Raw genomic sequence first — 19,663 nt, 5'->3', positions numbered from 1 at the left:
GTCCCGTCTCAGACCCGCTCGGGTGGGGCGCGTGCGCTGGCGGGGCGCCAGGCGTGGGCGGTGACAGGCGCGGTCCAGAAGCGCTGGGGCGCTTCCAGCACGAGGTCGTCGCGCAGGTTCGGTTCCGCGGCGGCCGGCGGGCTGGCCAGGTCGGCCGTGCCGATATGGCAGGCCGGGCAATGGCCCTTGGCCAGCAGGTCCAGCGCGGCCTCGATGGGCTGGGGCTTGGCCGCGTTCGTCGCGGTCGGCGCGCGGCAGACATCCTGCCAGGCCGAGAAGTCGCCACGCGCATGCGCCAGCGCCGCGCTGAGGCCGGGCGCCAGCACGCCGAGCAGGAACACGGCCACCAGCCACCACGCCGAGCGGCGGGCGGTGCGGGTCGTGATCGGCAGGCCGGACATGGGCATGGATTCTAGGCAGGGTCCGGCGTCTCAGCCATGCAGCAGGCCGAGTCGGATCATTCCCAGATGAAGGCGGTGCGCGCATCAAAGGGATGGGTCGCCTTCCAGTGCCGCGCGATGTCCAGCCGCCTGCAGACCCAGACGCGGTCATGCGCTTCGATGTGGTCGAGGAACTTCTGCAGTGCGCGCAGCCGGCCGGGGCGGCCCAGCAGGCGGCAGTGCATGCCTATGCTCATCATCCTCGGGCTCTCGGCGCCCTCCGCGTAGAGGACGTCGAACGAGTCGCGCAGGTATTCGAAGAAGGGCTCGCCATGGCTGAAGCCCTGCGGCAGTGCGAAGCGCATGTCGTTGCAGTCCAGCGTGTAGGGCACCACCAGGTGTGGTGCCAGCTCGCCGCTGGTCCTGCGCACCTGCAGCCAGAAGGGCAGGTCGTCGCCGTAGTAGTCGCTGTCGTACTCGAAGCCGCCGAAGTCGGCCACCAGGCGGCGCGTGTTGGGACTGTCGCGGCCGGTGTACCAGCCCAGGCCATGCGGGTCGCGGCCCAGCGTGAGGCGCTTCAGGCTCGCCATGGCCTGGGCCAGGTGGGCGCGCTCCGTGTCCTCTTCCATGTTCTGGTAGTGGATCCAGCGCCAGCCATGGCAGGCGATCTCGTGGTCCAGCTCGACGAAGGCCTGGGTCACGTCGGGGTGGCGCTCCAGCGCCATGCCCACGCCGAACACGGTCAGCGGCAACGCGCGCTGTTCGAACTCCTTCAGCAGCCGCCACACGCCCACGCGCGAGCCGTACTCGTAGATGCTCTCCATGCTCAGGTGGCGCGCCGGGTAGCTGGCCGGATTGGCCATCTCGGACAGGAACTGCTCGCTGCCGGCATCGCCGTGCAGCACGCAGTTCTCGCCGCCTTCCTCGTAGTTCAGTACGAACTGCACGGCAACGCGCGCGCCGCCTGGCCATTGCGCATGGGGTGGGTTCTCGCCGTAGCCGACGAGGTCTCGGGGATAGCGGGGCTGGTGGGGCGTGCTCATCCCTGCACTTTGTACCAAGGACCGGACCATCCATGGGCAAACCGACAAACGCCGTGCTCGACGGCGCCGACGCGAGCCCGCACACGCCGCAGCTTCGCGGTGCAGCCACCGGACCCACCGTGGCCGTTGAGGCCCTCATCCTCGTCACCGTCGCCCGCAGGACCGGCAGCGTGCCGCGCCAGGTCGGGGCCTGGACGAGCGTGGGCGTGGCCGCGGTCGCCGGCACGCTGGGCGGCGGGCGCCTGGAGTTCGGCGCCATCGCCTGCGCCAGAGTCGACCTGGCCGGCGTCGCCTGCCCCGTCGGCGTGCCGGGCGCCGCGGGCAAGCAGCCGGCGGTCGTCGCGGTGGTGGTGCTGGCGCAGATCCCGGCACTGCCTGCATAAACTGGCGCCCTGTCGCAGCGGCGTCGGGTGTCGTCGGCCCGTGGACGCGACCCCCGGGCCCCACAGCACCCGCCGTGGTGGGGCTATCGAGATCACCACCGCGTCATGGACATCTACCTGCTCGACTGGGCCAACCTGCTGCTGCGCTGGCTGCACGTCATCACCGTCATCGCCTGGATAGGCGCGTCCTTCTACTTCGTCTGGCTGGACAACCATCTCGTCAAGCCGCAAGCGGAGAACCTCCAGGCCAAGGGCGTGGACGGCGAGCTGTGGGCCGTGCATGGCGGCGGCTTCTACAACCCGCAGAAGTACCTGGTGGCGCCTGCCAACCTGCCCAGGGACCTGCACTGGTTCTACTGGGAGAGTTACTGGACCTGGATGAGCGGCTTCGCGCTGTTCGTCGTGCTCTACCTCTGCAACGCCAGCCAGATGCTGATCGACCCGCGCGTGCACGCATGGGGCGCTCCCTGGCAGGCCGTGGCGGCGGCGCTGGGCTTCCTCGTCGTCGGCACGGCGGTGTACGACATCGCCTGCCAGACGCTGGGCCGCACCCGGGCCGGCGCCATCGGCAACGATGGTCGCGTGATGGCGGTCGTGGCGGTGTTCGTCGTTGCCGCGAGCTGGCTGGCCTGCCAGCTGTTCGCCGGCCGGGCGGCCTTCCTCATCGTGGGCGCCACGCTGGCGACCATGATGACGGCCAACGTCGCGCACTGGATCATTCCCGGCCAGCGCAAGGTCATCGCGCAGATGCGCGCCGGCGAGACGGTCGACCCCCTCCATGGCCAGCGGGGCAAGCAGCGCAGCGTGCACAACACCTATTTCACGCTGCCGGTGCTGATCGCGATGCTCAGCAACCATTACGGCATGCTGCACCAGCACCCGTACAACTGGGCCGTGCTGTGCGTACTGATGGCCGCGGGTGTGGCCATCCGCATCTTCTTCGTGAAGCGGCACAAGGGTGTCAACAGCTGGGGCGCGGTGGTGCTGGCCCTCGTGCTGCTGGGCGGCCTTGTCGCCTGGATGGCCCCCCGGCCGCAGCCCGCGGCAGCGGCCGCGTCTGCCGTTACGCTGGCTCAGGTGCAGGCCGTCGAGGCGCAGCGCTGTGCCATCTGCCATAGCGGAGAGGCGGCGCAGAAGGGCGTGCGGCTGGACAGCGCCGAAGGGCTGGTCGCGCACAAGGCCCAGATCTATCAGCAGGTGGTCGTGCAGCGCGCGATGCCGCTCAACAATGCGACCGGCATGACCGACGACGAGCGAGCCCTGATCGGCCGCTGGGCCCGGCAACCCTGACCGCGCTCGCGATGAGCGTCGCCCCCCGCACGCTGCTGAACCAGCTCTACGACGTGGCCGTGGCGAGCGCGCTGCCGGACCGGTTGCTGGCCGCGAAGCTGCCGCCGCCCCCGCGAGGCCGCACGCTGGTGCTGGGCGCCGGCAAGGCGGGCGGCTCGATGGCGCAGGCGCTGGAGGCTGCGTGGCCGGTCGACGCGCCGCTGTCAGGGCTGGTCATCACCCGCTACGGGCATGTGCCGCCGGGCTACAGGCCGCGCCGGCTGGAGGTCGTCGAGGCCGCCCACCCCGTGCCGGACGGCAACGGCCTGGCCGCCAGCGGAAAGCTGCTGGAGCAGGCGCAGGGCCTCACGGCGGACGACCTCGTCATCTGCCTGATCTCCGGCGGTGGCTCGGCGCTGATGAGCCTGCCGGCGCCGGGGCTGACGCTCCCGGACAAGCAGGCCGTCAACCGCGCACTGCTGCACAGCGGCGCCACCATCGCCGAGATGAACTGCGTGCGCAAGCATCTCTCCGCCATCAAGGGCGGGCGCCTGGCTGCCGCCTGCGCGCCGGCGCGCGTGCTGACGCTGACCATCAGCGACGTGCCGGGCGACTTGCCCGAAGTCATTGCCTCCGGCCCCACGGTGGCCGATGCGACGAGCTGCGCCGACGCGCTGGCCATCTGCCGCCGCTATCGGGTCGAGCTGCCGCCTGCCGCGCGCGCGGGCCTGGAGTCTGAAGATTTCGAGACGCCCAAGCCCGGCGACCCGCGCCTGGCCGGCCACGCGCTGGTCATGCTGGCCACGCCGCAGCTGAGCCTGGAGGCCGCGGCCGAGGCGGCCCGCGTCCAGGGCATCGCGGCGCACATCCTCAGCGACGAGATCGAGGGCGAGTCGAGTGTCGTCGGCGGCATGCACGCGGCCCTGGCACGCGCCGTCGCGCGACACGGCCAGCCCTTTGCAAAGCCCTGCGTCCTTCTGTCCGGTGGCGAGACCACGGTCACCGTGGACGCCGGCCAGCCCGCCGGCCGGGGCGGCCGCGCCACCGAGTTCCTGCTCGGCTGCGCGCTGGCCCTGCAAGGCGAGCCGGGCGTCCACGCGCTGGCCGCCGACACCGACGGCATCGACGGCGTCGGCCCGCATGCCGGGGCGCTGCTGACGCCCACCAGCCTCGCCCGCGCTCGCGCGCTGGGCCTGAACCCGCAGGCCCTGCTGGATGCCCACGACAGCGCCAGCTTCTTCGCGCCGCTGGGTGACCTGCTGGTGTCCGGCCCCAGCTTCACCAACGTCAACGACTTCCGTGCATTGCTGATCGTTTAGCGCCGGCAAAGCCTTGTCGTCACGAAAGCCTTCGTCCTAGACTGGCTCGCCCCAGCGTCCGAAGGAGTCCGCGATGACCGCAGCCGCCGAGCGTTTCTTCGTCAAGCACAGCGCCTTGCCGACCATGCCCGAGGTGGCCACGCGGCTGCTCAAGAGCTTTGACGACGACAACGTCGGCCTGGGTCAGATCGCGGCACTGATAGAGAAGGACTCGACGCTCACCGCCCGCGTGCTGCGGCTGGCGAACACGGCCCACTACAGCCCCTCGCACCAGATCGCTACCGTCGTCGACGCGGCCCATGCGCTGGGGCTGGATACGCTGCGCAATCTGGCCATGGCGGCCTGTCTGAGCGGCGCCTTCCCGCGGGTGCAGGGCCTGGACCGCGCGCGCTTCTGGCGCCACAGCGTGGCCACGGCCAACTATGCGCGCATCCTCGCCCGCATGCTGGGCACCGATGCGGGCACCGCCGACACCGCCTACCTCGCCGGGCTGATGCTGCGCACCGGCCAGTTGCTGATGGCCATCGACGAGCCGCATCTGGTGGCCGATGTCGAGGCCCACGCCGCCGAGCCGGGCAGCCGCTTCTCGCTGGAGGAGCACCGCTTCGGCTGCACGCATGCCGACGTGACGGCCTCGCTGGCCGCGCATTGGCATTTCCCGCGGGCTCTGGTGGCGGCTTTCAGGGATGCCAACGCGCCCCTGGACGTGCGCCCCTTCTCGCTGATCGCCGCCGTGCTGCACGTGGCCGAGGTGCTGGCGGACGCGGCCGAGCACCACGACGAACCCGTGCATGCGTTGAAGATGGCGGTGCCCGAGCTGATCGAGCACCTGCACCTGGATCTGGAGCTTCTGGCCGCCCGGGTCGCCGCCGCCGGCGATCCGGCGGCCGAGGTGGAACAGATGCTCCACTGAGGACTGGCCATGGGCGCGGCCCGCCCATGGCCCGACGCCCCCCCTCAGGGCATCTTGGCGATGAACGCCTTGGTCTCGCTGGCGTTGTAGGCGCGCAGCGTCTGCGTGCGCACAAAGCCCAGGCTGGCCATGGCCATGCCGAAGGCCATCATGCCGGCCTCGTCCTTGGCTTCGAGCTCGATCACGATGTCATAGGCGCCCTGGGTCCAGTGGACGGACTTGAAGGTGACGCCGTACTCCTTGCCCGCCTTCTGGGCGGCCTCCGAGCGCAGCACCGTCTCCTTGATGGCGCGTGCCCCCTGGTCCGTGAAGTTCATCAGGCAGATATAGGTCGCCATTGCTGTCTCCTCGCGCATCGCTGCGCCGGGACCCCGTGGTGGAGGCCGCGGCTGTCGCGGGTCCCGCGCGCCGGCCCGGCTCGCTCTGGGCTGCCGGGTCAGCGGCAGCCGTGGCAGCCTACGCCGGATTGGCCGGGCTGTGCGAGCCTCTCCCGAGAATGAACTACAGGCAGCCGGCGGCCGGAGCGACGCCGGGGGCGCCATAGCCCAGCTGCATCCAGCCGGCACCTGGGCGCAGCAGGAAGATGTGGTGGAAGCTGGTTTCGCAGATCTCGGGCAGCCGCGGCCCGCCCAGCGCGGCCAGGATGGCCGGCACCGTGTTGCTGTGACCCACGACGAGGACGGTGCCAGCCTGCCCGCGCACGGCGTCGGCCACCGCCTGCACATGCTCGGCCGCGGCGCCACGCCGGGCCTCTATGGCTTGTGGCTGGACGCCCTGGGCCCGGGCCAGCGGCGCGGCGGTGTCGCGGGTGCGGCGGAACTGGGTCGTCAGGATGGCGTCGACCCGGGTGCCGGCCAGCGCCTGGGCCAGCGCCAGCGCACGCTGCTCGCCGGCGGGCGTGAGGCCGGGGTCGGCCGCCGGCTCGGCGGCGCGCTCGGCATGGCGCACGAGGATGACGAGGTCGGGCATGGCTTGGGCGGGCAGGGCCAGGACGATGGCGAAGATCAGGGCGAGTAAAGCGTTCATTGCGAATTCAAGCAGGGGCCGGGGTCATTGTCATGGCGCCCCGCCAGTTACCATCCCGGCCCCATGCCGCACGCCTTTGCACCGCTCCATGCCACTGCCGTTTGAACTCCAGGTCGGCTGGCGCTACGTCCGCGCCGGGCGCGGCGGGCGGCGCAACCGCTTCATCAGCTTCATCTCGGGCGCGTCCATGGTGGGCATCGCGCTGGGCGTCATGGCGCTGATCGTCGTGCTGTCGGTGATGAACGGCTTCCAGAAGGAAGTGCGCGACCGCATGCTCAACGTCATCGCCCACATCGAGCTGCTGGACGCCGGCGGCCAGGCCCTGCCGGACTGGCAGGCGACGGCGGCCAAGGCCAGGCAGAACCCCGAGGTCGTGGGCGCGGCGCCCTTCGTCGCCAGCCAGAGCCTGATCGCCCGCGGCGAGGACATGCGCGGCGCCATCATCCGCGGCATCTCGCCGGCCGAGGAGGCCACGGTGACCGGCCTGGGAGCCCAGCTCAAGGACGGCGCCTTCGCCCAGTTGCAGCCGGGCGCCTGGAACATCGTGCTGGGGGGCGAGCTGGCCCGCCAGCTGGGCGTGGGCATCGGCGACAAGATCACCGTCGTCGCGCCCGGCGGCCAGGTCACGCCGGCCGGCGTGGTGCCGCGGCTCAAGAGCTTCAACGTGGTGGGTACCTTCAATTCCGGCCATTACCAGTACGACTCGGGCCTGGCCCTGGTGCATGTGGACGACGCGGCCAAGCTGTTCCGTACCGGCGGCCCCAGCGGCGTGCAGCTCAAGCTGCGCGACGTGAACGAGGCCCGGACCGTGGCCGCGGACCTGTCCGGCCGCCTGGGGCCGGACATCCGCGTCAGCGACTGGACTCGCGCCAATGCCGTCTGGTTCGACGCCGTCCAGATCGAAAAACGCATGATGAGCATCGTGCTGACGCTGATCGTCGCCGTGGCGGCGTTCAACCTGCTGTCCACGCTGATCATGACGGTCACCGACAAACAGAGCGACATCGCGATCCTGCGCACCCTGGGCGCCAGCCCGCGCTCCATCATGGGCGTCTTCATCGTGCAGGGCGCGGTGTCCGGCGTCATCGGTACCCTGGCCGGCGTGGTGGCGGGCCTGGCGATCGCCTTCAACATCGACGTCATCGTGCCGGCCATCGAACATCTGCTGAATGCCAGCTTCCTGCCGGGCAGCGTCTACCTCATCAGCCAGATGCCCAGCGACCCGCAGGCGGCCGACATCCTCCCCATCGTGGGGGTGTCGCTGGCCCTGTCGCTGGTCTTCACGCTCTACCCCAGCTGGCGTGCCAGCCGCGTGCAACCGGCGGAGGCGCTGCGCTATGAGTGAGCCCATACTGCAGGCCACGGGGCTGACCCGCCGCTTCAACGAGGGCAGCCTCGACGTGAGCGTGCTGCGCGGCGTCGACCTCGCCGTCCAGCGCGGCGAGACGCTGGCCGTCATCGGCGCGTCCGGCTCGGGCAAGTCCACGCTGCTGCACCTGCTGGGCGGCCTGGACGTGCCGACCACCGGCAGCGTCACGCTGATGGGGCGCGGGTTCGCGTCCATGGACGAGGCCCAGCGTGGCCGCTGGCGCAACCAGCAACTCGGCTTCGTCTACCAGTTCCACCATCTGCTGCCGGAGTTCTCGGCGCTGGACAACGTCGCGATGCCGCTGCGCGTGCGTCGCCAGACGCCGGCCGATGCCCGCGCCGCGGCCGCCGAGATGCTGGCCCGCGTGGGACTGAAGGACCGCGTGCAGCACCGCCCGGCCGAGCTGTCGGGCGGTGAGCGCCAGCGCGTGGCCATCGCGCGTGCGCTGGTGACCCGGCCAGCCTGTGTGCTGGCCGACGAGCCGACCGGCAACCTGGACCGCGACACCGCCGCCGCCGTCTTCGAGCTGATGCTGGAGCGCGCCCGCGAGCTCGGCACGGCCTTCGTCCTCGTCACCCATGACCGCGACCTGGCGGCGCGCTGCGACCGGCAGTTGCGCCTCGTCGCCGGCCAGTTTTCTTGAGTTCGCCGCATGACCCCGCGTTTCATCCTCAAGCTCTCCTGCCCCGACCGTGCCGGCATCGTGCATGCCGTCACCGGCGTGCTGCTGAATCAGGGCGGCAACATCATCACGTCGCACCAGCATGGCGACGCGGACCATGCGCGTTTTTTCATGCGCATCGAGTTCGAGGCCCGGGCCGAGGAGGCCGCGCTGCAGGCCGCCTTCCAGCCGCTGGCGGCCGAGTTCGGCATGGACTGGGAGCTGGTGGCGCGCGCCCGCAAGACCCGAGTGCTGCTGCTGGTGTCCAAGCTGGGGCACTGCCTGAACGACCTGCTGTTCCGCGTGCAGACCGGGCATCTGCCCATAGAGATCCCGGCCATCGTGTCCAACCACCGCGATTTCTACCAGCTCGCGGCCTCCCACAATATCCCCTTCCACCACTTTCCGCTGCTGGGCGGCACGGACGCGCAGAAGGCGGCCCAGGAGGCCAAGATCCGCGAGGTGGTGGCCGAGAACCGCATCGACCTGGTCGTGCTGGCACGCTACATGCAGATCCTGTCGCCCGAGCTGTGCCGCGACCTGTCGGGCAAGGCCATCAACATCCACCACAGCTTCCTGCCCAGCTTCAAGGGCGCCAGGCCCTACCATCAGGCCTACGAGCGTGGCGTGAAGCTGATCGGCGCGACGGCCCACTATGTGACCAGCGACCTCGACGAGGGCCCCATCATCGAGCAGGAGGTCGCCCGCATTGACCACAGCATGCCGCCCGAGCAACTCGTGGGCATTGGCCGCGACATGGAGTGCGTGGCGCTGGCCCGGGCCATCCAGTGGCATGCGGAGCATCGCGTGCTGCTGAACGGCAACCGCACGGTGGTGTTCCGCTGACGCATGACGAGGCAGGCCCCATGGCGATCACGTTCAACGATCTGGCGGCGGATTTCGACGTCGAACAGCGGGAGAGCCTGCTGGTCGAATGGCATTGGCTGATCGGCGAGCACCGGCTGCCCATCCTCTTCGCGGCAATCGGCAATGCCTTCGTGCAGGACCTGGAGGATGGCTCCGTCCATCTGCTGGATGCCGGCGAAGGCCGGCTCACGCAGGTGGCCCAAAGCGCCGATGAGTTCGGTGAGCTGATCAATGACGGTGGCTTCGTCAGGGCCTGGTTCGACGTGCAAGCCATTGCGGAGCTGAAGGCAGCCGGCCGCACGCTTGCGCCGGGCCAGGTGTGGGGCTTCATCCAGCCCCCGGTGCTGGGCGGCACGTTCAGCACCGACAACTACGAGCCGACGGACATGGCGGTCCATTTCTCCATCCAGGGCCAGATCCACCGACAGGTGAAGGACCTGCCCGCTGGCGCGCCGATCGGCTCGGTCAAGCTGGAATAGCCGCTCAGGCCCTTGAGGCTGCGCCGTGCCCTGGATAGACACCCATTGCCACCTTGACGCGGCCGAGTTCGACGGCGACCGTGACGCGGTCGTCGCGCGGGCCCGGGCCGCGGGCGTCGCGCAGATCGTCATCCCGGCCGTCGCCGCAGGCAATTTCGATGCCGTGCGCCTGCTGGCCATCCAGCACGACTTCACTTACGCGCTGGGCATCCATCCGCTGTGCGTGATGCGGGCGTCGACGGGAGACCTTGACCAGCTTGCGCAGGCGCTGGAGATGCATCGCGCCGACCCGCGCCTGGTCGCCGTAGGCGAGATCGGCCTGGACTATTTCGTCGCGGGCATCGATCCCGACACCCAGCAGCATTTCTACGTCGAGCAGCTCAAGCTCGCCAAACGCGCCGGTCTGCCGGTGCTGCTGCATGTGCGCCGGAGCGCCGACAAGCTGCTGGCCGGCCTGCGCCGCGTCGGGTTCCCGCATGGTGGCATCGCCCACGCCTTCAACGGCAGCGAGCAGCAGGCCCAGGCCTTCATCGACCTGGGCTTCAAGCTGGGCCTTGGCGGCACGCTGACCTTCGAGCGCTCGCTGCAGATCCGCCGCATCGCGGCCAGCGTGCCCGAGACGGCGCTGGTCATGGAGACCGACGCACCCGACATCCCTCCGCACTGGCTCTACAAGACGGCTGCGGAGCGCGAGGCGGCGCCGGGGCAGGCGCGCAACGAGCCGGCCGAGCTGCCGCGCATCGCAAAGAGCCTGGCTGTGCTGCGCGGCTGGACGCTCGAGGAGGCCGCCGCCGTCACGTCGGCCAATGCCCGTGCGGCCTTGCCGCGGCTGGCTAGAAGCTCCCCATCCGGGTGCTGAATTTCGCCACGTATTCCTGATCGGCCTCGGCCGGCAGGCAGCGCAGGCCGTCAAACAGGTCGCGGGCCACGTACCTGGCATCCCGGGATGCCAGACCACCTTCCACGCGGACGTTCTCTATGCTGCCGTCGGCCCTGACCAGGAAGCGGATGACGAAGTCGAAGTCGCCGGTGGGCATCTTTCTCAGCTTGTCGATGCGCGGGGGCGGGCAACGGCCCTTGGGCGGGCTGATGACCGTCGAGGCGGGGCCGGCAGCGGGCTCGGCCACCGCGGTGTCGGATCCGGCCGCCTGGCAGGCCAGTGCAGCGCAGAGCAGGGTGGGCAGGACGATGCTCCTCATGATTGAGGACAAGGTGTTCATTCGCCGAAGTCCAGGGTCAGCTCGACGCGGTCGCCCACGCTGAGTCGGCCGCCGCTGCCGCCGGCATAGATGCCGAACTGCACCGGCGCGCCGGGTGCCCGCTCGGTGCTGAGCAGGGTCAGCGCCTCCAGCGCCGCAGGCTGGGGCTTGCCGCTGGTCGGGTCGACGGCCGGCACCGTGCAGCGCACGCAGGCGGAGGTGCGGCGCAGCGTCGGTCCGTCCGCGACGCGGGCCTCGACGAGGATGTCCTCGATGAAGGGCGGCAGTTCGCCGCCGTCCTCGGCGCGCAGCAGCAGGTTGGCCCGGGCGCGTTCGGCGGGCTTGTTCAGCGGCTGGGCCAGGGCTTCGCGCCAGGCGCGTAGCGAGCCGTCGCCGACGAGGTGCAGCGCGTTCGGGGCCAGACTGCGCCGGGCTGCGGCGCTCAGGCGCACGAGGCGCAGACGCGCACCCGTCGTCGCGCGCAGCAGCGCGGCCGCGTCGTCGCCGGCGTCCCAGGCCTGCAGGGTGTCGAAGTCCTGGCGTTCGCCGTTCCAGGCGCGGATCTGGACCGCCTCGCCGGCATCGGCTGCCAGGGTCAGCAGGCGCCCCTGGGCCAGCAGCGTCAGCCCGTCGGCCCGCAGCCGGGCGGCCACGAGGGCCAGGCGTGGCTGTGCGCCCATCCAGCTCAGCTCGCCGGCCGCATCAACGACGGCCCAGCCCCGCTCGCCCTCGGGCCGGCCGTCGGCATCCAGCTCCAGCGCGTCAACGGCCTCGCCGGCGCAGGACTTGACCGGGTAACGCCACAACCCGGCGACGCGGGCGACGAGATCAGCCATGGGCTGGCGGCGTCAGCGGCTGCGCGGTGCGATAGGCGTCTCGGGCACTGGATAACCGGCGGCGCCGAAGGTCGCGACGACGGCCTTGTGCACGTCGAAATAGACCTGCCAGTAATGGTCGGTGTGGCAGTAGGGGCGCACGCACAGCAGCGGGCCTTCGGGCGTGAACTGCAGGATCTCGATGTCGGGCGCTGGCTGGGCCATCACGTTGGGGATGGCGGCGATGGCGGGCTTCAGCCGCGCGATGGCGTCCAGCGGATCCACGCTGTTGGCGACCTTGGCCAGGCAGTCCACGCGACGGTGGGGCAGGGCGGAGAAGTTCTGGATGGCGCCGCTGAAGATGGTGTTGTTGCCGACGATGGTCTGCACGTTGTCGGGCGTGGCGATCGTCGTGCCGAACAGGCCGATCTCGGTGACCGTGCCGGTCACACCGCCGGCCTGCACGAAGTCGCCCACCTTGAACGGCCGCAGCACCTGCATGAAGACGCCGGCCGCGAAATGGGTCAACAGCCCGCCCCAGGCCGTGCCTATGGCCAGCCCGGCGCCGGCCAGCAACGCGGCGAAGGAGGTGGTCTTGACGCCGAAGATGTCCAGGATCGCGAGGATGAGGACGACGTTCAGCAGCACGCTGAGGATGGAGCGCAGATAGGCCGCCAGCGTGGAGTCGATGCGCTGGCCGCGCGCCAGCGCCGCCGTGAAGACGCGCAGCGCCAGCGCGATCAGCCAGCGGCCCACCACCCAGGCGGCGATGGCGGCCAGCACCTTGAGCCCGAAGTCCACGCCCTGGGTGCTGAGAAACTGCCAGACGGCTTCCGTGTTCATCATTCGTTACTCCCTTTGAAGACCCCCGCATCCTCTCAACCCCGTGCCACCCATGCAAATCCCATAAACCCCGAGCCCGCGCGGCTGCAGGGCCTGGCTCCGGTGTTCGACGCGCGGGCCCGGCTGCTGGTGCTGGGCAGCTTTCCCGGCGCGGCCTCGCTGCGGGCGGCGCAGTACTACGCCCATCCGCGCAACGCCTTCTGGCCGCTGATGGCCGCGCTGCTGGGCCAGGCCGACCTGGCGGCGCTGCCCTACGCCGAGCGCCTGGACGCATTGCGGCGGCACCGCGTCGCGCTGTGGGACGCCGTGGCCGCCTGCCGCCGCGAGGGCAGCCTGGACACGGCCATAGAAGCCGCCGAGCCGAGTGACCTGGCCGCTCTCGTCGCTCGTCTGCCGGAGTTGCGCGCCATCGCCTGCAACGGTGCGCTGGCCCACCGGCAGACGCTGCTGGCCCTGGGCGAGCCGGGCCAGCCGGTGCTGCGCCTGCCGTCCACGAGCCCGGCCCATGCCGGCCTGAGCCTGGCCGACAAGCTGGCCATGTGGCGGGCCGGGCTGGCGCCGTATCTGGCCTAGGATGCACGCATGAAGAGACTGTTCATGGCCGCCATCGCGGCCTGGGCGGGCGGCGTCGCCGCTGCGCCTGCCATCCCTGCCGACCTGATCCTGCGCGATGCCACCGTCGTCGACGTGGCCGCGGGCCGCCTCGTGACGGGCCAGGCCGTCGTCACGCGCGGCGACCGCATCGTGGCCGTCGTCGACGCGAAGCGGCTGGGCCGCTACAAGGCCAGGCAGACGCTGAGCCTCAAGGGCCGCTACCTGATCCCGGGCCTGTGGGACAGCCATGTCCACTTCGGTGGCGGAGAGGCGCTGATCGAGGAGAACCGCCATCTGCTGCCGCTCTACCTGGCGCACGGCATCACGACGGTGCGCGACTGCGCCGGCGACCTCAGTGACACGGTATTGCAGTGGCGCGACGAGATCTCCGCCAAGAAGCTGCTGGGCCCGACCATCTTCGCCTCCGGCGCCAAGCTGGAGGGCTACAAGCCGCTGTGGAAGGGCACGCAGGAGGTCGGCACGCCGCAGGAGGTGGGCCAGGCCCTGGACAAGTTGCGCCATGACCACGCGGACTTCGTCAAGATCACCGAGAACACGATGCGCGCCGACATCTACCTGGACGCGCTGCGCCAGGCGAGGGCGCGCGGCCTGCCGAGTTCCGCGCATCTGCACGGCGCCGTGACGCTGGACCAGGCGGCCGAGGCGGGCCTGGGCACGCTGGAGCACCTGAACTACCTGCTGCGCGCCGCCACGCCCAAGGAGGCGGAGCTGACGGCCCAGGTGGCCGCCGGCACCCTCACGGCGCGCTCGGCCGCCGAGCAGAGCCTGGCCAGCTACGACGAGGCCACGGCCCGCGCCGCCTTCAAGCGCCTGGCCGCGCGCGGCACGGCCGTCGTGCCGACGCTGTCGGTCATCCGCATCACGGCCTATCTGGACCAGGACGACCACGCGAATGACGACTATCTGAAGTACATCGGTCCCAAGCTGCGCCAGACCTATGACTGGCGCGTCAAGCGCGCGGCGCTGGACGGGCCGGATGCCATCGCCTACCGCCATGCGAGCTACGAGAAGACGGCGCGGCTGCTGCCGCTGCTGGCCGAGGCCGGTGTGGAGATCGTCGCCGGTACGGACGCAGGCTTCCTGAACAGCTTCGACTATCCCGGTCAGGCCTTGCACGACGAGATGGCCGTCTACGTGCGCTCCGGACTGACGCCGACGCAGGCGCTGCGCTCGGCCGTCGTGGCCGGCCCGCGCTTCCTCGGCAAGGACGGCTACGGCGCGCTGGCCGGGGGCAAGGTGGCGGACATCGTCGTGTTGAAGGCCAACCCGCTCGAGGACATCGCCGCGACGCGCCAGATCGATGCCGTCGTGACGCGCGGCCGGCTGCTGGACCGCCAGCGCCTGGACGCGATGCTGGCCGAGGTGCGCGACTGGGTGGCGGCGCAATGAGGGCCAAGCCTCAGGCCTGGGGCCCGGCAACGCTGAGCGAGTTCGACGGCGTGCGCTTCCTGCACCTGGACTCGATCTGGGTGCAGGGCGCGATGCGCATACGCAAGCCCGACCAGCTGGAGCTCGAATACATCCAGCGCATGTGCGCCTGGATGCTGTGGCGTGACCCGGCCGCGCTGGGCGAGGGGCATGCCGTTCAGCTGGGGCTGGGGGCGGCGGCGCTGACGCGCTTCTGCCATGGCTCGCTGAAGATGCAGACCACCGCCGTGGAGATCAACCCCGAGGTCATCGCCGCCTGCCGGCAGTGGTTCCGGCTGCCGGCCGACGATGCGCGGCTGAGCGTCGTCAACGCGGATGCGGCGCGCTGGGTCATGGACGACGCCCATCTGCAGACGGTGGACGTGCTCAACGTGGACCTCTACGACCACGACGCCGCCGCGCCCGTGCTGGACGACGAGGCTTTCTATGCCGCCTGCCGCGGCGTGCTGGCCGACGGCGGGCTGATGACGGTGAACCTGTTCGGACGCAGCGCCAGCTTCGCGCGCAGCGCGCTGCGCATTGCCCGCGCCTTTGGCTCGGACCAGGTCTGGAGCCTGGCGCCCACCAAGGAGGGCAATACCGTCGTCGTCGCGGCGCGCGGTGTGCAGGTGCCGCACCGCGAGGTGCTGGAGCAGCGCGCGGCTAACATCGAGTCGCGCTTCAAGCTGCCGGCCCGCAAATGGCTCAGGCTCGTCAGGCCGCTGCCGATGAGCATCCTCAACGCCCTCTGAGACCCGCCTCGATGTCGACCAAGCCCAAGCCCTCGGTTCCTCCCGCCAAGACCGAAGGCCGCCTGGACTGGCGCCAGCTGCTGCACTGGCTGCTGGAGGACGGGCTCATCGACGAACCCCAGGTGCAGCGCACCGAGCAGCGCTTCGCCGCGGGCGACAGCTCGCTGCATCCACTGGTTCGCCTGGGACACGCCAGCCTGGTGCGGCTGTCGACGGGCAAGCCGCTTGACGTGGACGCCCTGTCCGAATGGCTGGCCGTGCGCGCCCGCCTGCCCTATCTGCGCATCGACCCGCTGAAGGTTGACGTGGGCCGCGTCGGCGACGTGATGTCCATAGGTTATGCGGAGGCCAAGCGCTGCCTGCCGGTGCAGTTCGGCGTGAACGACGTGACCATCGCGACGTCCGAGCCCTTCGAGACCAGCTGGGTGGCGCAGATCGAGTCGCATGTGCGCAAGCCCATCAAGCTGGTCGTCGCCAACCCGCTGGAGATCGCGCGCTACACGACCGAGTTCTTCACGCTGGCGCGCTCGGTGCGCGCCGCGGCCAAGGCCGGCGAGCAGAGCCAGGTGGCGAGCTTCGAGCAGCTCGTCGAGCTGGGCCGGACCAACAAGCAGCTCGACGCCAACGACCAGGGCGTCGTGCAGGTCGTCGACTGGCTGTGGCAGTACGCCTTCGACCAGCGCGCCTCGGACATCCACCTGGAGCCGCGCCGCGAGATGGGCGTCATCCGCTTCCGCATCGACGGCGTGCTGCACACGGTCTACCAGCTTCCGCCCACGGTGATGAGCGCGATGACCTCGCGCATCAAGCTGCTGGGCCGTATGGACGTGGTCGAGAAGCGCCGCCCGCTGGACGGCCGCATCAAGACGCGCAACCCGGCCGGCGACGAGGTGGAGATGCGCCTGTCGACACTGCCCACCGCCTTCGGCGAGAAGATGGTCATGCGCATCTTCGACCCCGACACGGCGGTCAAGGATCTGTCGTCGCTGGGTTTCGGCCAGCACGACTCCGACCGCTGGGAGGGCCTGGTCAAGCAGCCGCACGGCATCATCCTGGTGACCGGCCCGACCGGCAGCGGCAAGACGACCACGCTGTATTCCACGCTGAAGCGGCTGGCGACCGACGAGGTCAACGTCACGACCATCGAAGACCCGATCGAGATGATCGAGCCGGCCTTCAACCAGACCCAGGTGCAGAACGTGCTGGACTTCGGCTTTGCCGAGGGCCTGCGCGCGCTGATGCGTCAGGACCCGGACATCATCATGGTGGGCGAGATCCGTGACCTTGAGACGGCCGAGATGGCCATCCAGGCCGCGCTGACGGGCCACCTCGTCTTCAGCACGCTGCACACCAACGACTCCGTGTCGGCCATCACGCGGCTGATGGACCTGGGCGTGCCGAGCTACCTGATCAGCGCCACCGTCATCGGCGTGCTGGCCCAGCGCCTGGTGCGCACGCTGTGCCCGCATTGCAAGCAGCCCGACCCGCTGGTCACGCGCGAGGGTCTCAACGAACTGGTGCGCCACTGGCGCCTGGGCGGCGGTGTGAAGCCCTACAAGCCGGTGGGCTGCCTCGAATGCCGCAACACCGGCTTCCGTGGCCGTGCCGGTCTCTATGAGTTGCTGACCGTGAGCGAAGGTGTCAAGGGCGCCGTGGGCGACCTGGCAGCCCTGCGTCGGCAGGCCGTGCAGGAGGGCCTGCGCCCGCTGCGCCTGGCAGGCGCGATGAAGGTGGCCGAAGGCGTCACGACGGTGGAGGAAGTGCTGCGCAGCACACCGGCCTGGGAAGGCTAGGGCTGGGGCGGGCAGGCCTCGGCGGCCTTACGTGTAATCCACAGTCGGGCGGCCCTGGGGCCACTGCCAGAATCGCCGCGCAACTTACAGCGCAGCCTCCGGCGCGCCGGAGGCGACTGACGATGAAGATCAAGAGCCAGCGGGACTTCTGGTCCGGGCTGATGTTCCTGGTGGCGGGCGTGGTGTTTGCCTGGGGCGCGACCGCGTACGCCTTCGGCACGTCGGCCCGGCCCGGCCCGGGGTACTTCCCGTTCGGGCTGGGCATCCTGCTGGCCTTGCTGGGCGGCCTGGTGCTGTTCAAGGCGCTGACGCTGGAGTCCGAAGGCGGAGACCCCGTTGGCGCCATCGCCTGGCGGCCCCTCGTCACCATCGTCGCGGCCGTGGCCTTGTTCGGCCTCGCCCTGCCGCGCCTGGGCCTGGCCTGCACGCTGCCGCTGCTCATCGCGTTGTCGGCGCTGGCCGGTGACGAATTCCGTTGGCGCGACGCAATGGTCAGCAGCGTCGTGCTGACGGTGGGCAGCTGGGCCTTGTTCATCCTGGGCCTGAAGCTGACCATCCCGCTCTGGCCCGTCTACTTCACCGGCTGAGGGCGGGCGCCATGGACTTGCTGAACAATCTCGCCCTGGGCTTCCAGACGGCGCTGAGCCTGCAGAACCTGGTCTATGCCTTCTTCGGCGCCGTGCTGGGCACGCTGATCGGCGTGCTGCCCGGCCTGGGGCCCGTCGCGACTATCGCGATGCTGCTGCCCTCCGTCTACACGCTGGACGCGACACCGGCCCTCATCATGCTGGCCGGCATCTATTACGGGGCCCAGTACGGCGGCTCGACGACGGCCATCCTCATCAACGTGCCGGGCGAATCGAGCTCGGTCGTGACGGCCATAGATGGCTATCAGATGGCGCGCCAGGGGCGCGCCGGCCCGGCGCTGGCCGCCGCCGGCCTTGGCAGTTTCTTCGCCGGCTGCGTCGGCACCATCATCATCGCGGCCTTCGCGGCACCGCTGACCGAGCTGGCCGCCCGGTTCGGCTCGGCCGAGTATTTCTCGCTGATGGTGCTGGGCCTGGTCGGTGCCGTGGTGCTGGCGTCGGGGTCGCTGCTCAAGGCGATCGCGATGATCGTGCTGGGCCTGCTGCTGGGGCAGGTCGGCACCGACGTGATCTCCGGCAGCGCCCGTTACGCCTTCGACATCCCCGACCTTGCCGACGGCATCGGCTTCGTCGTCATCGCGATGGGCGTGTTCGGCTTCGGCGAGATCATCGCCAACCTGGGCCAGCCCGAGGAGCACCGCGAGACCTTCGTGAAGGAGGTGAAAGGCCTGTGGCCCACGCGCGAGGACTTCAAGGAGGCCTGGCCCTCCGTCGTGCGCGGCACGGCGCTGGGCTCCATCCTCGGCGTGCTGCCCGGTGGCGGCGCGTTGCTGGCCTCGTTTGCCGCCTACACACTGGAGAAGAAGGCCGTGCGCCGTCCGCGCGTGCCCTTCGGCAAGGGCGCCATCCAGGGCGTGGCCGGGCCGGAAAGCGCCAACAACGCCGGCGCCCAGACGTCGTTCATCCCAATGCTGACGCTGGGCATCCCGCCCAATGCCGTGATGGCGTTGATGGTGGGCGCCATGACCATCAAGGGCATACAGCCCGGCCCGCAGGTCATGGCGAGCAATCCCGAGCTCTTCTGGGGCCTGATCGCGTCGATGTGGGTCGGCAACCTGATGCTCATCGTGTTGAACCTGCCGCTGATCGGCATCTGGATCAAGCTGCTGACGGTGCCCTACCGCTTCCTGTTCCCGGCCATCGTCGTGTTCTGCTGCATCGGCGCCTACACACTGAACAACAACAGCTTCGATGTCTATCTGACGGCCGTCTTCGCGCTGCTGGGCTATGTCTTCTACAAGCTGAGCTGCGAACCGGCGCCGCTGCTGCTTGGCTTCATCCTGGGACCCATGATGGAGGAGAACCTGCGCCGGGCCCTGTTGCTGGCGCGCGGGGACTGGAGCACCTTCCTGACGCGCCCCCTGTCGGCAGGCCTGCTGATCGCGGCGGCGCTGATGATCGTGGTCGTGATGCTGCCGTCCATCAAGAGCAAGCGTGAGGAGGCTTTCCAGGAAGAGACCTGAGGCGGCTGCTGCGGCGCCGGAGTCGCTCGGTATTCAAGCTGCCCGGCGCACGAAACCGGGCAGGTGACGCCGGGAGATCCAAGCCACTCTATGTAGAGGGGTAGAGGGGGCGCCGGCCAGGCGGCCCCGGCGAATCTCCAGGCGTCGACGCAGAAAGTCTTGCGCGGCCCAAAAATCCTGTGCTACAGTAGCGGGCTTCGCTGATCACAAAGCGCAGCGCGAACCGAAAGGGGCGTGCGGCAGGTGGGAAGCGAAGCCGGGCTGAGAGGCCTGGGGGCGGGCTGGAGTTGCTCGTTGGGTGCCGAGGGGATTCGAAAAGAAATCTTCAAAAAGTACTTGACGACGCTGCGAAAGCGGATCAAAATCCCGCCTCTTTGCTGCTGACGAATGAATTGCGAAAGCGACGAATTCGAGGGTGGC

23 protein-coding genes are annotated in these 19,663 nt (G+C 70.0%); 15 read left to right on the top strand and 8 right to left on the bottom strand.

The window, feature by feature from the left end:
* Positions 1 to 8: 8 nt before the first annotated feature.
* Positions 9 to 401 carry a DUF2946 family protein gene (locus tag JOY88_RS15080; RefSeq protein WP_293503449.1) on the bottom strand — a complete coding sequence of 131 codons (393 nt, stop codon included), beginning with the start codon at positions 399 to 401 and terminating at the stop codon, positions 9 to 11.
* Between the two features lie 56 nt (positions 402 to 457).
* Positions 458 to 1,423, bottom strand: coding sequence for an allantoinase PuuE (puuE, locus tag JOY88_RS15075; protein WP_293503448.1), 966 nt, complete (start codon positions 1,421 to 1,423; stop codon positions 458 to 460).
* A 32-nt stretch (positions 1,424 to 1,455) separates the two neighbouring features.
* Between puuE and JOY88_RS15070 the strand changes: the two genes are divergently transcribed.
* The 4 genes from JOY88_RS15070 to JOY88_RS15055 all read left to right on the top strand — a co-directional run bounded on the left by JOY88_RS15070 (position 1,456) and on the right by JOY88_RS15055 (position 5,307).
* Positions 1,456 to 1,806, top strand: coding sequence for an XdhC family protein (locus JOY88_RS15070; RefSeq protein WP_293503447.1), 351 nt, complete (start codon positions 1,456 to 1,458; stop codon positions 1,804 to 1,806).
* 105 nt (positions 1,807 to 1,911) lie between these two features.
* Positions 1,912 to 3,096: a urate hydroxylase PuuD gene (locus JOY88_RS15065; protein ID WP_293503446.1), complete on the top strand. Its 1,185-nt coding sequence runs from the start codon at positions 1,912 to 1,914 to the stop codon at positions 3,094 to 3,096.
* A gap of 11 nt (positions 3,097 to 3,107) precedes the next feature.
* The gene (locus tag JOY88_RS15060) at positions 3,108 to 4,394 is read left to right on the top strand and encodes a glycerate kinase type-2 family protein (protein ID WP_293503445.1); all 1,287 of its coding nucleotides are present in this window, start codon (positions 3,108 to 3,110) and stop codon (positions 4,392 to 4,394) included.
* A gap of 73 nt (positions 4,395 to 4,467) precedes the next feature.
* Positions 4,468 to 5,307, top strand: a complete 840-nt coding sequence (locus JOY88_RS15055) for an HDOD domain-containing protein (RefSeq protein ID WP_293503444.1) — start codon at positions 4,468 to 4,470, stop codon at positions 5,305 to 5,307.
* A gap of 44 nt (positions 5,308 to 5,351) precedes the next feature.
* Here the strand turns inward: JOY88_RS15055 and JOY88_RS15050 are convergent, their stop codons facing one another.
* Together JOY88_RS15050 and JOY88_RS15045 are read right to left on the bottom strand one after the other, a co-directional pair.
* The gene (locus JOY88_RS15050; protein WP_293503443.1) at positions 5,352 to 5,645 is read right to left on the bottom strand and encodes a GYD domain-containing protein; all 294 of its coding nucleotides are present in this window, start codon (positions 5,643 to 5,645) and stop codon (positions 5,352 to 5,354) included.
* 163 nt (positions 5,646 to 5,808) lie between these two features.
* A complete protein-coding gene (locus JOY88_RS15045; protein WP_293503442.1) occupies positions 5,809 to 6,333 on the bottom strand; it encodes a histidine phosphatase family protein in 525 nt (174 codons plus the stop codon).
* Between the two features lie 88 nt (positions 6,334 to 6,421).
* Here JOY88_RS15045 and JOY88_RS15040 point away from each other — a divergent pair, with 88 nt between their 5' ends.
* The 5 genes from JOY88_RS15040 to JOY88_RS15020 are packed head-to-tail and all read left to right on the top strand — an operon-like array spanning position 6,422 to position 10,568.
* A complete protein-coding gene (locus JOY88_RS15040) occupies positions 6,422 to 7,678 on the top strand; it encodes a lipoprotein-releasing ABC transporter permease subunit (protein ID WP_293503441.1) in 1,257 nt (418 codons plus the stop codon).
* Complete coding sequence (lolD, locus tag JOY88_RS15035; protein WP_293503440.1) at positions 7,671 to 8,345, top strand: lipoprotein-releasing ABC transporter ATP-binding protein LolD; 675 nt, start codon at positions 7,671 to 7,673, stop codon at positions 8,343 to 8,345. Before JOY88_RS15040 ends, lolD begins: the two co-directional genes overlap by 8 nt.
* Before the next feature lie 9 nt (positions 8,346 to 8,354).
* A complete protein-coding gene (gene purU / locus JOY88_RS15030; RefSeq protein ID WP_293503439.1) occupies positions 8,355 to 9,209 on the top strand; it encodes a formyltetrahydrofolate deformylase in 855 nt (284 codons plus the stop codon).
* Between the two features lie 20 nt (positions 9,210 to 9,229).
* The gene (locus tag JOY88_RS15025; RefSeq protein ID WP_293503438.1) at positions 9,230 to 9,709 is read left to right on the top strand and encodes a T6SS immunity protein Tdi1 domain-containing protein; all 480 of its coding nucleotides are present in this window, start codon (positions 9,230 to 9,232) and stop codon (positions 9,707 to 9,709) included.
* A gap of 25 nt (positions 9,710 to 9,734) precedes the next feature.
* A complete protein-coding gene (locus JOY88_RS15020; RefSeq protein WP_293503437.1) occupies positions 9,735 to 10,568 on the top strand; it encodes a TatD family hydrolase in 834 nt (277 codons plus the stop codon).
* Here the strand turns inward: JOY88_RS15020 and JOY88_RS15015 are convergent.
* Genes JOY88_RS15015 through JOY88_RS15005 form a run of 3 tightly spaced genes read right to left on the bottom strand, consistent with a single transcriptional unit; the run spans position 10,543 to position 12,566 of the window.
* Positions 10,543 to 10,908, bottom strand: a complete 366-nt coding sequence (locus tag JOY88_RS15015) for a hypothetical protein (RefSeq protein ID WP_293503436.1) — start codon at positions 10,906 to 10,908, stop codon at positions 10,543 to 10,545. The genes JOY88_RS15020 and JOY88_RS15015 overlap by 26 nt on opposite strands.
* 17 nt (positions 10,909 to 10,925) lie before the next feature.
* Positions 10,926 to 11,744 carry an MOSC N-terminal beta barrel domain-containing protein gene (locus JOY88_RS15010; protein WP_293503435.1) on the bottom strand — a complete coding sequence of 273 codons (819 nt, stop codon included), beginning with the start codon at positions 11,742 to 11,744 and terminating at the stop codon, positions 10,926 to 10,928.
* A 12-nt stretch (positions 11,745 to 11,756) separates the two neighbouring features.
* On the bottom strand, positions 11,757 to 12,566 hold the full coding sequence (locus JOY88_RS15005) for a mechanosensitive ion channel family protein (protein ID WP_293503470.1): 810 nt from the start codon (positions 12,564 to 12,566) through the stop codon (positions 11,757 to 11,759).
* 15 nt (positions 12,567 to 12,581) lie between these two features.
* On the opposite strand from JOY88_RS15005, the gene JOY88_RS15000 reads away from it, so the two are divergent.
* The 6 genes from JOY88_RS15000 (at position 12,582) to JOY88_RS14975 (ending at position 19,243) form a co-directional block, all read left to right on the top strand.
* Positions 12,582 to 13,139 carry a DNA-deoxyinosine glycosylase gene (locus JOY88_RS15000; RefSeq protein WP_293503434.1) on the top strand — a complete coding sequence of 186 codons (558 nt, stop codon included), beginning with the start codon at positions 12,582 to 12,584 and terminating at the stop codon, positions 13,137 to 13,139.
* 9 nt (positions 13,140 to 13,148) lie between these two features.
* Positions 13,149 to 14,570 carry an amidohydrolase family protein gene (locus JOY88_RS14995; protein ID WP_293503433.1) on the top strand — a complete coding sequence of 474 codons (1,422 nt, stop codon included), beginning with the start codon at positions 13,149 to 13,151 and terminating at the stop codon, positions 14,568 to 14,570.
* Complete coding sequence (locus JOY88_RS14990) at positions 14,567 to 15,340, top strand: spermine/spermidine synthase domain-containing protein (RefSeq protein WP_293503432.1); 774 nt, start codon at positions 14,567 to 14,569, stop codon at positions 15,338 to 15,340. Before JOY88_RS14995 ends, JOY88_RS14990 begins: the two co-directional genes overlap by 4 nt.
* 11 nt (positions 15,341 to 15,351) lie before the next feature.
* Positions 15,352 to 17,133 (top strand): type IV pilus assembly ATPase TfpB, encoded by a 1,782-nt coding sequence (gene tfpB / locus JOY88_RS14985; protein WP_293503431.1) that lies wholly within the window; start codon positions 15,352 to 15,354, stop codon positions 17,131 to 17,133.
* A gap of 122 nt (positions 17,134 to 17,255) precedes the next feature.
* On the top strand, positions 17,256 to 17,720 hold the full coding sequence (locus JOY88_RS14980) for a tripartite tricarboxylate transporter TctB family protein (protein ID WP_293503430.1): 465 nt from the start codon (positions 17,256 to 17,258) through the stop codon (positions 17,718 to 17,720).
* A gap of 11 nt (positions 17,721 to 17,731) precedes the next feature.
* The gene (locus tag JOY88_RS14975; RefSeq protein WP_293503429.1) at positions 17,732 to 19,243 is read left to right on the top strand and encodes a tripartite tricarboxylate transporter permease; all 1,512 of its coding nucleotides are present in this window, start codon (positions 17,732 to 17,734) and stop codon (positions 19,241 to 19,243) included.
* Between the two features lie 204 nt (positions 19,244 to 19,447).
* Here the strand turns inward: JOY88_RS14975 and JOY88_RS14970 are convergent.
* On the bottom strand, positions 19,448 to 19,663 hold a 216-nt coding region (locus tag JOY88_RS14970), incomplete at its 5' end, for a hypothetical protein (protein ID WP_293503428.1).

It is taken from the genome of Roseateles sp. (assembly GCF_019237615.1).
Classification (GTDB): Bacteria; Pseudomonadota; Gammaproteobacteria; order Burkholderiales; family Burkholderiaceae_C; genus Pelomonas.
The sequence above is the reverse complement of the archived record's forward strand: the minus strand, read 5'-3'. Positions and strand labels throughout refer to the sequence as shown.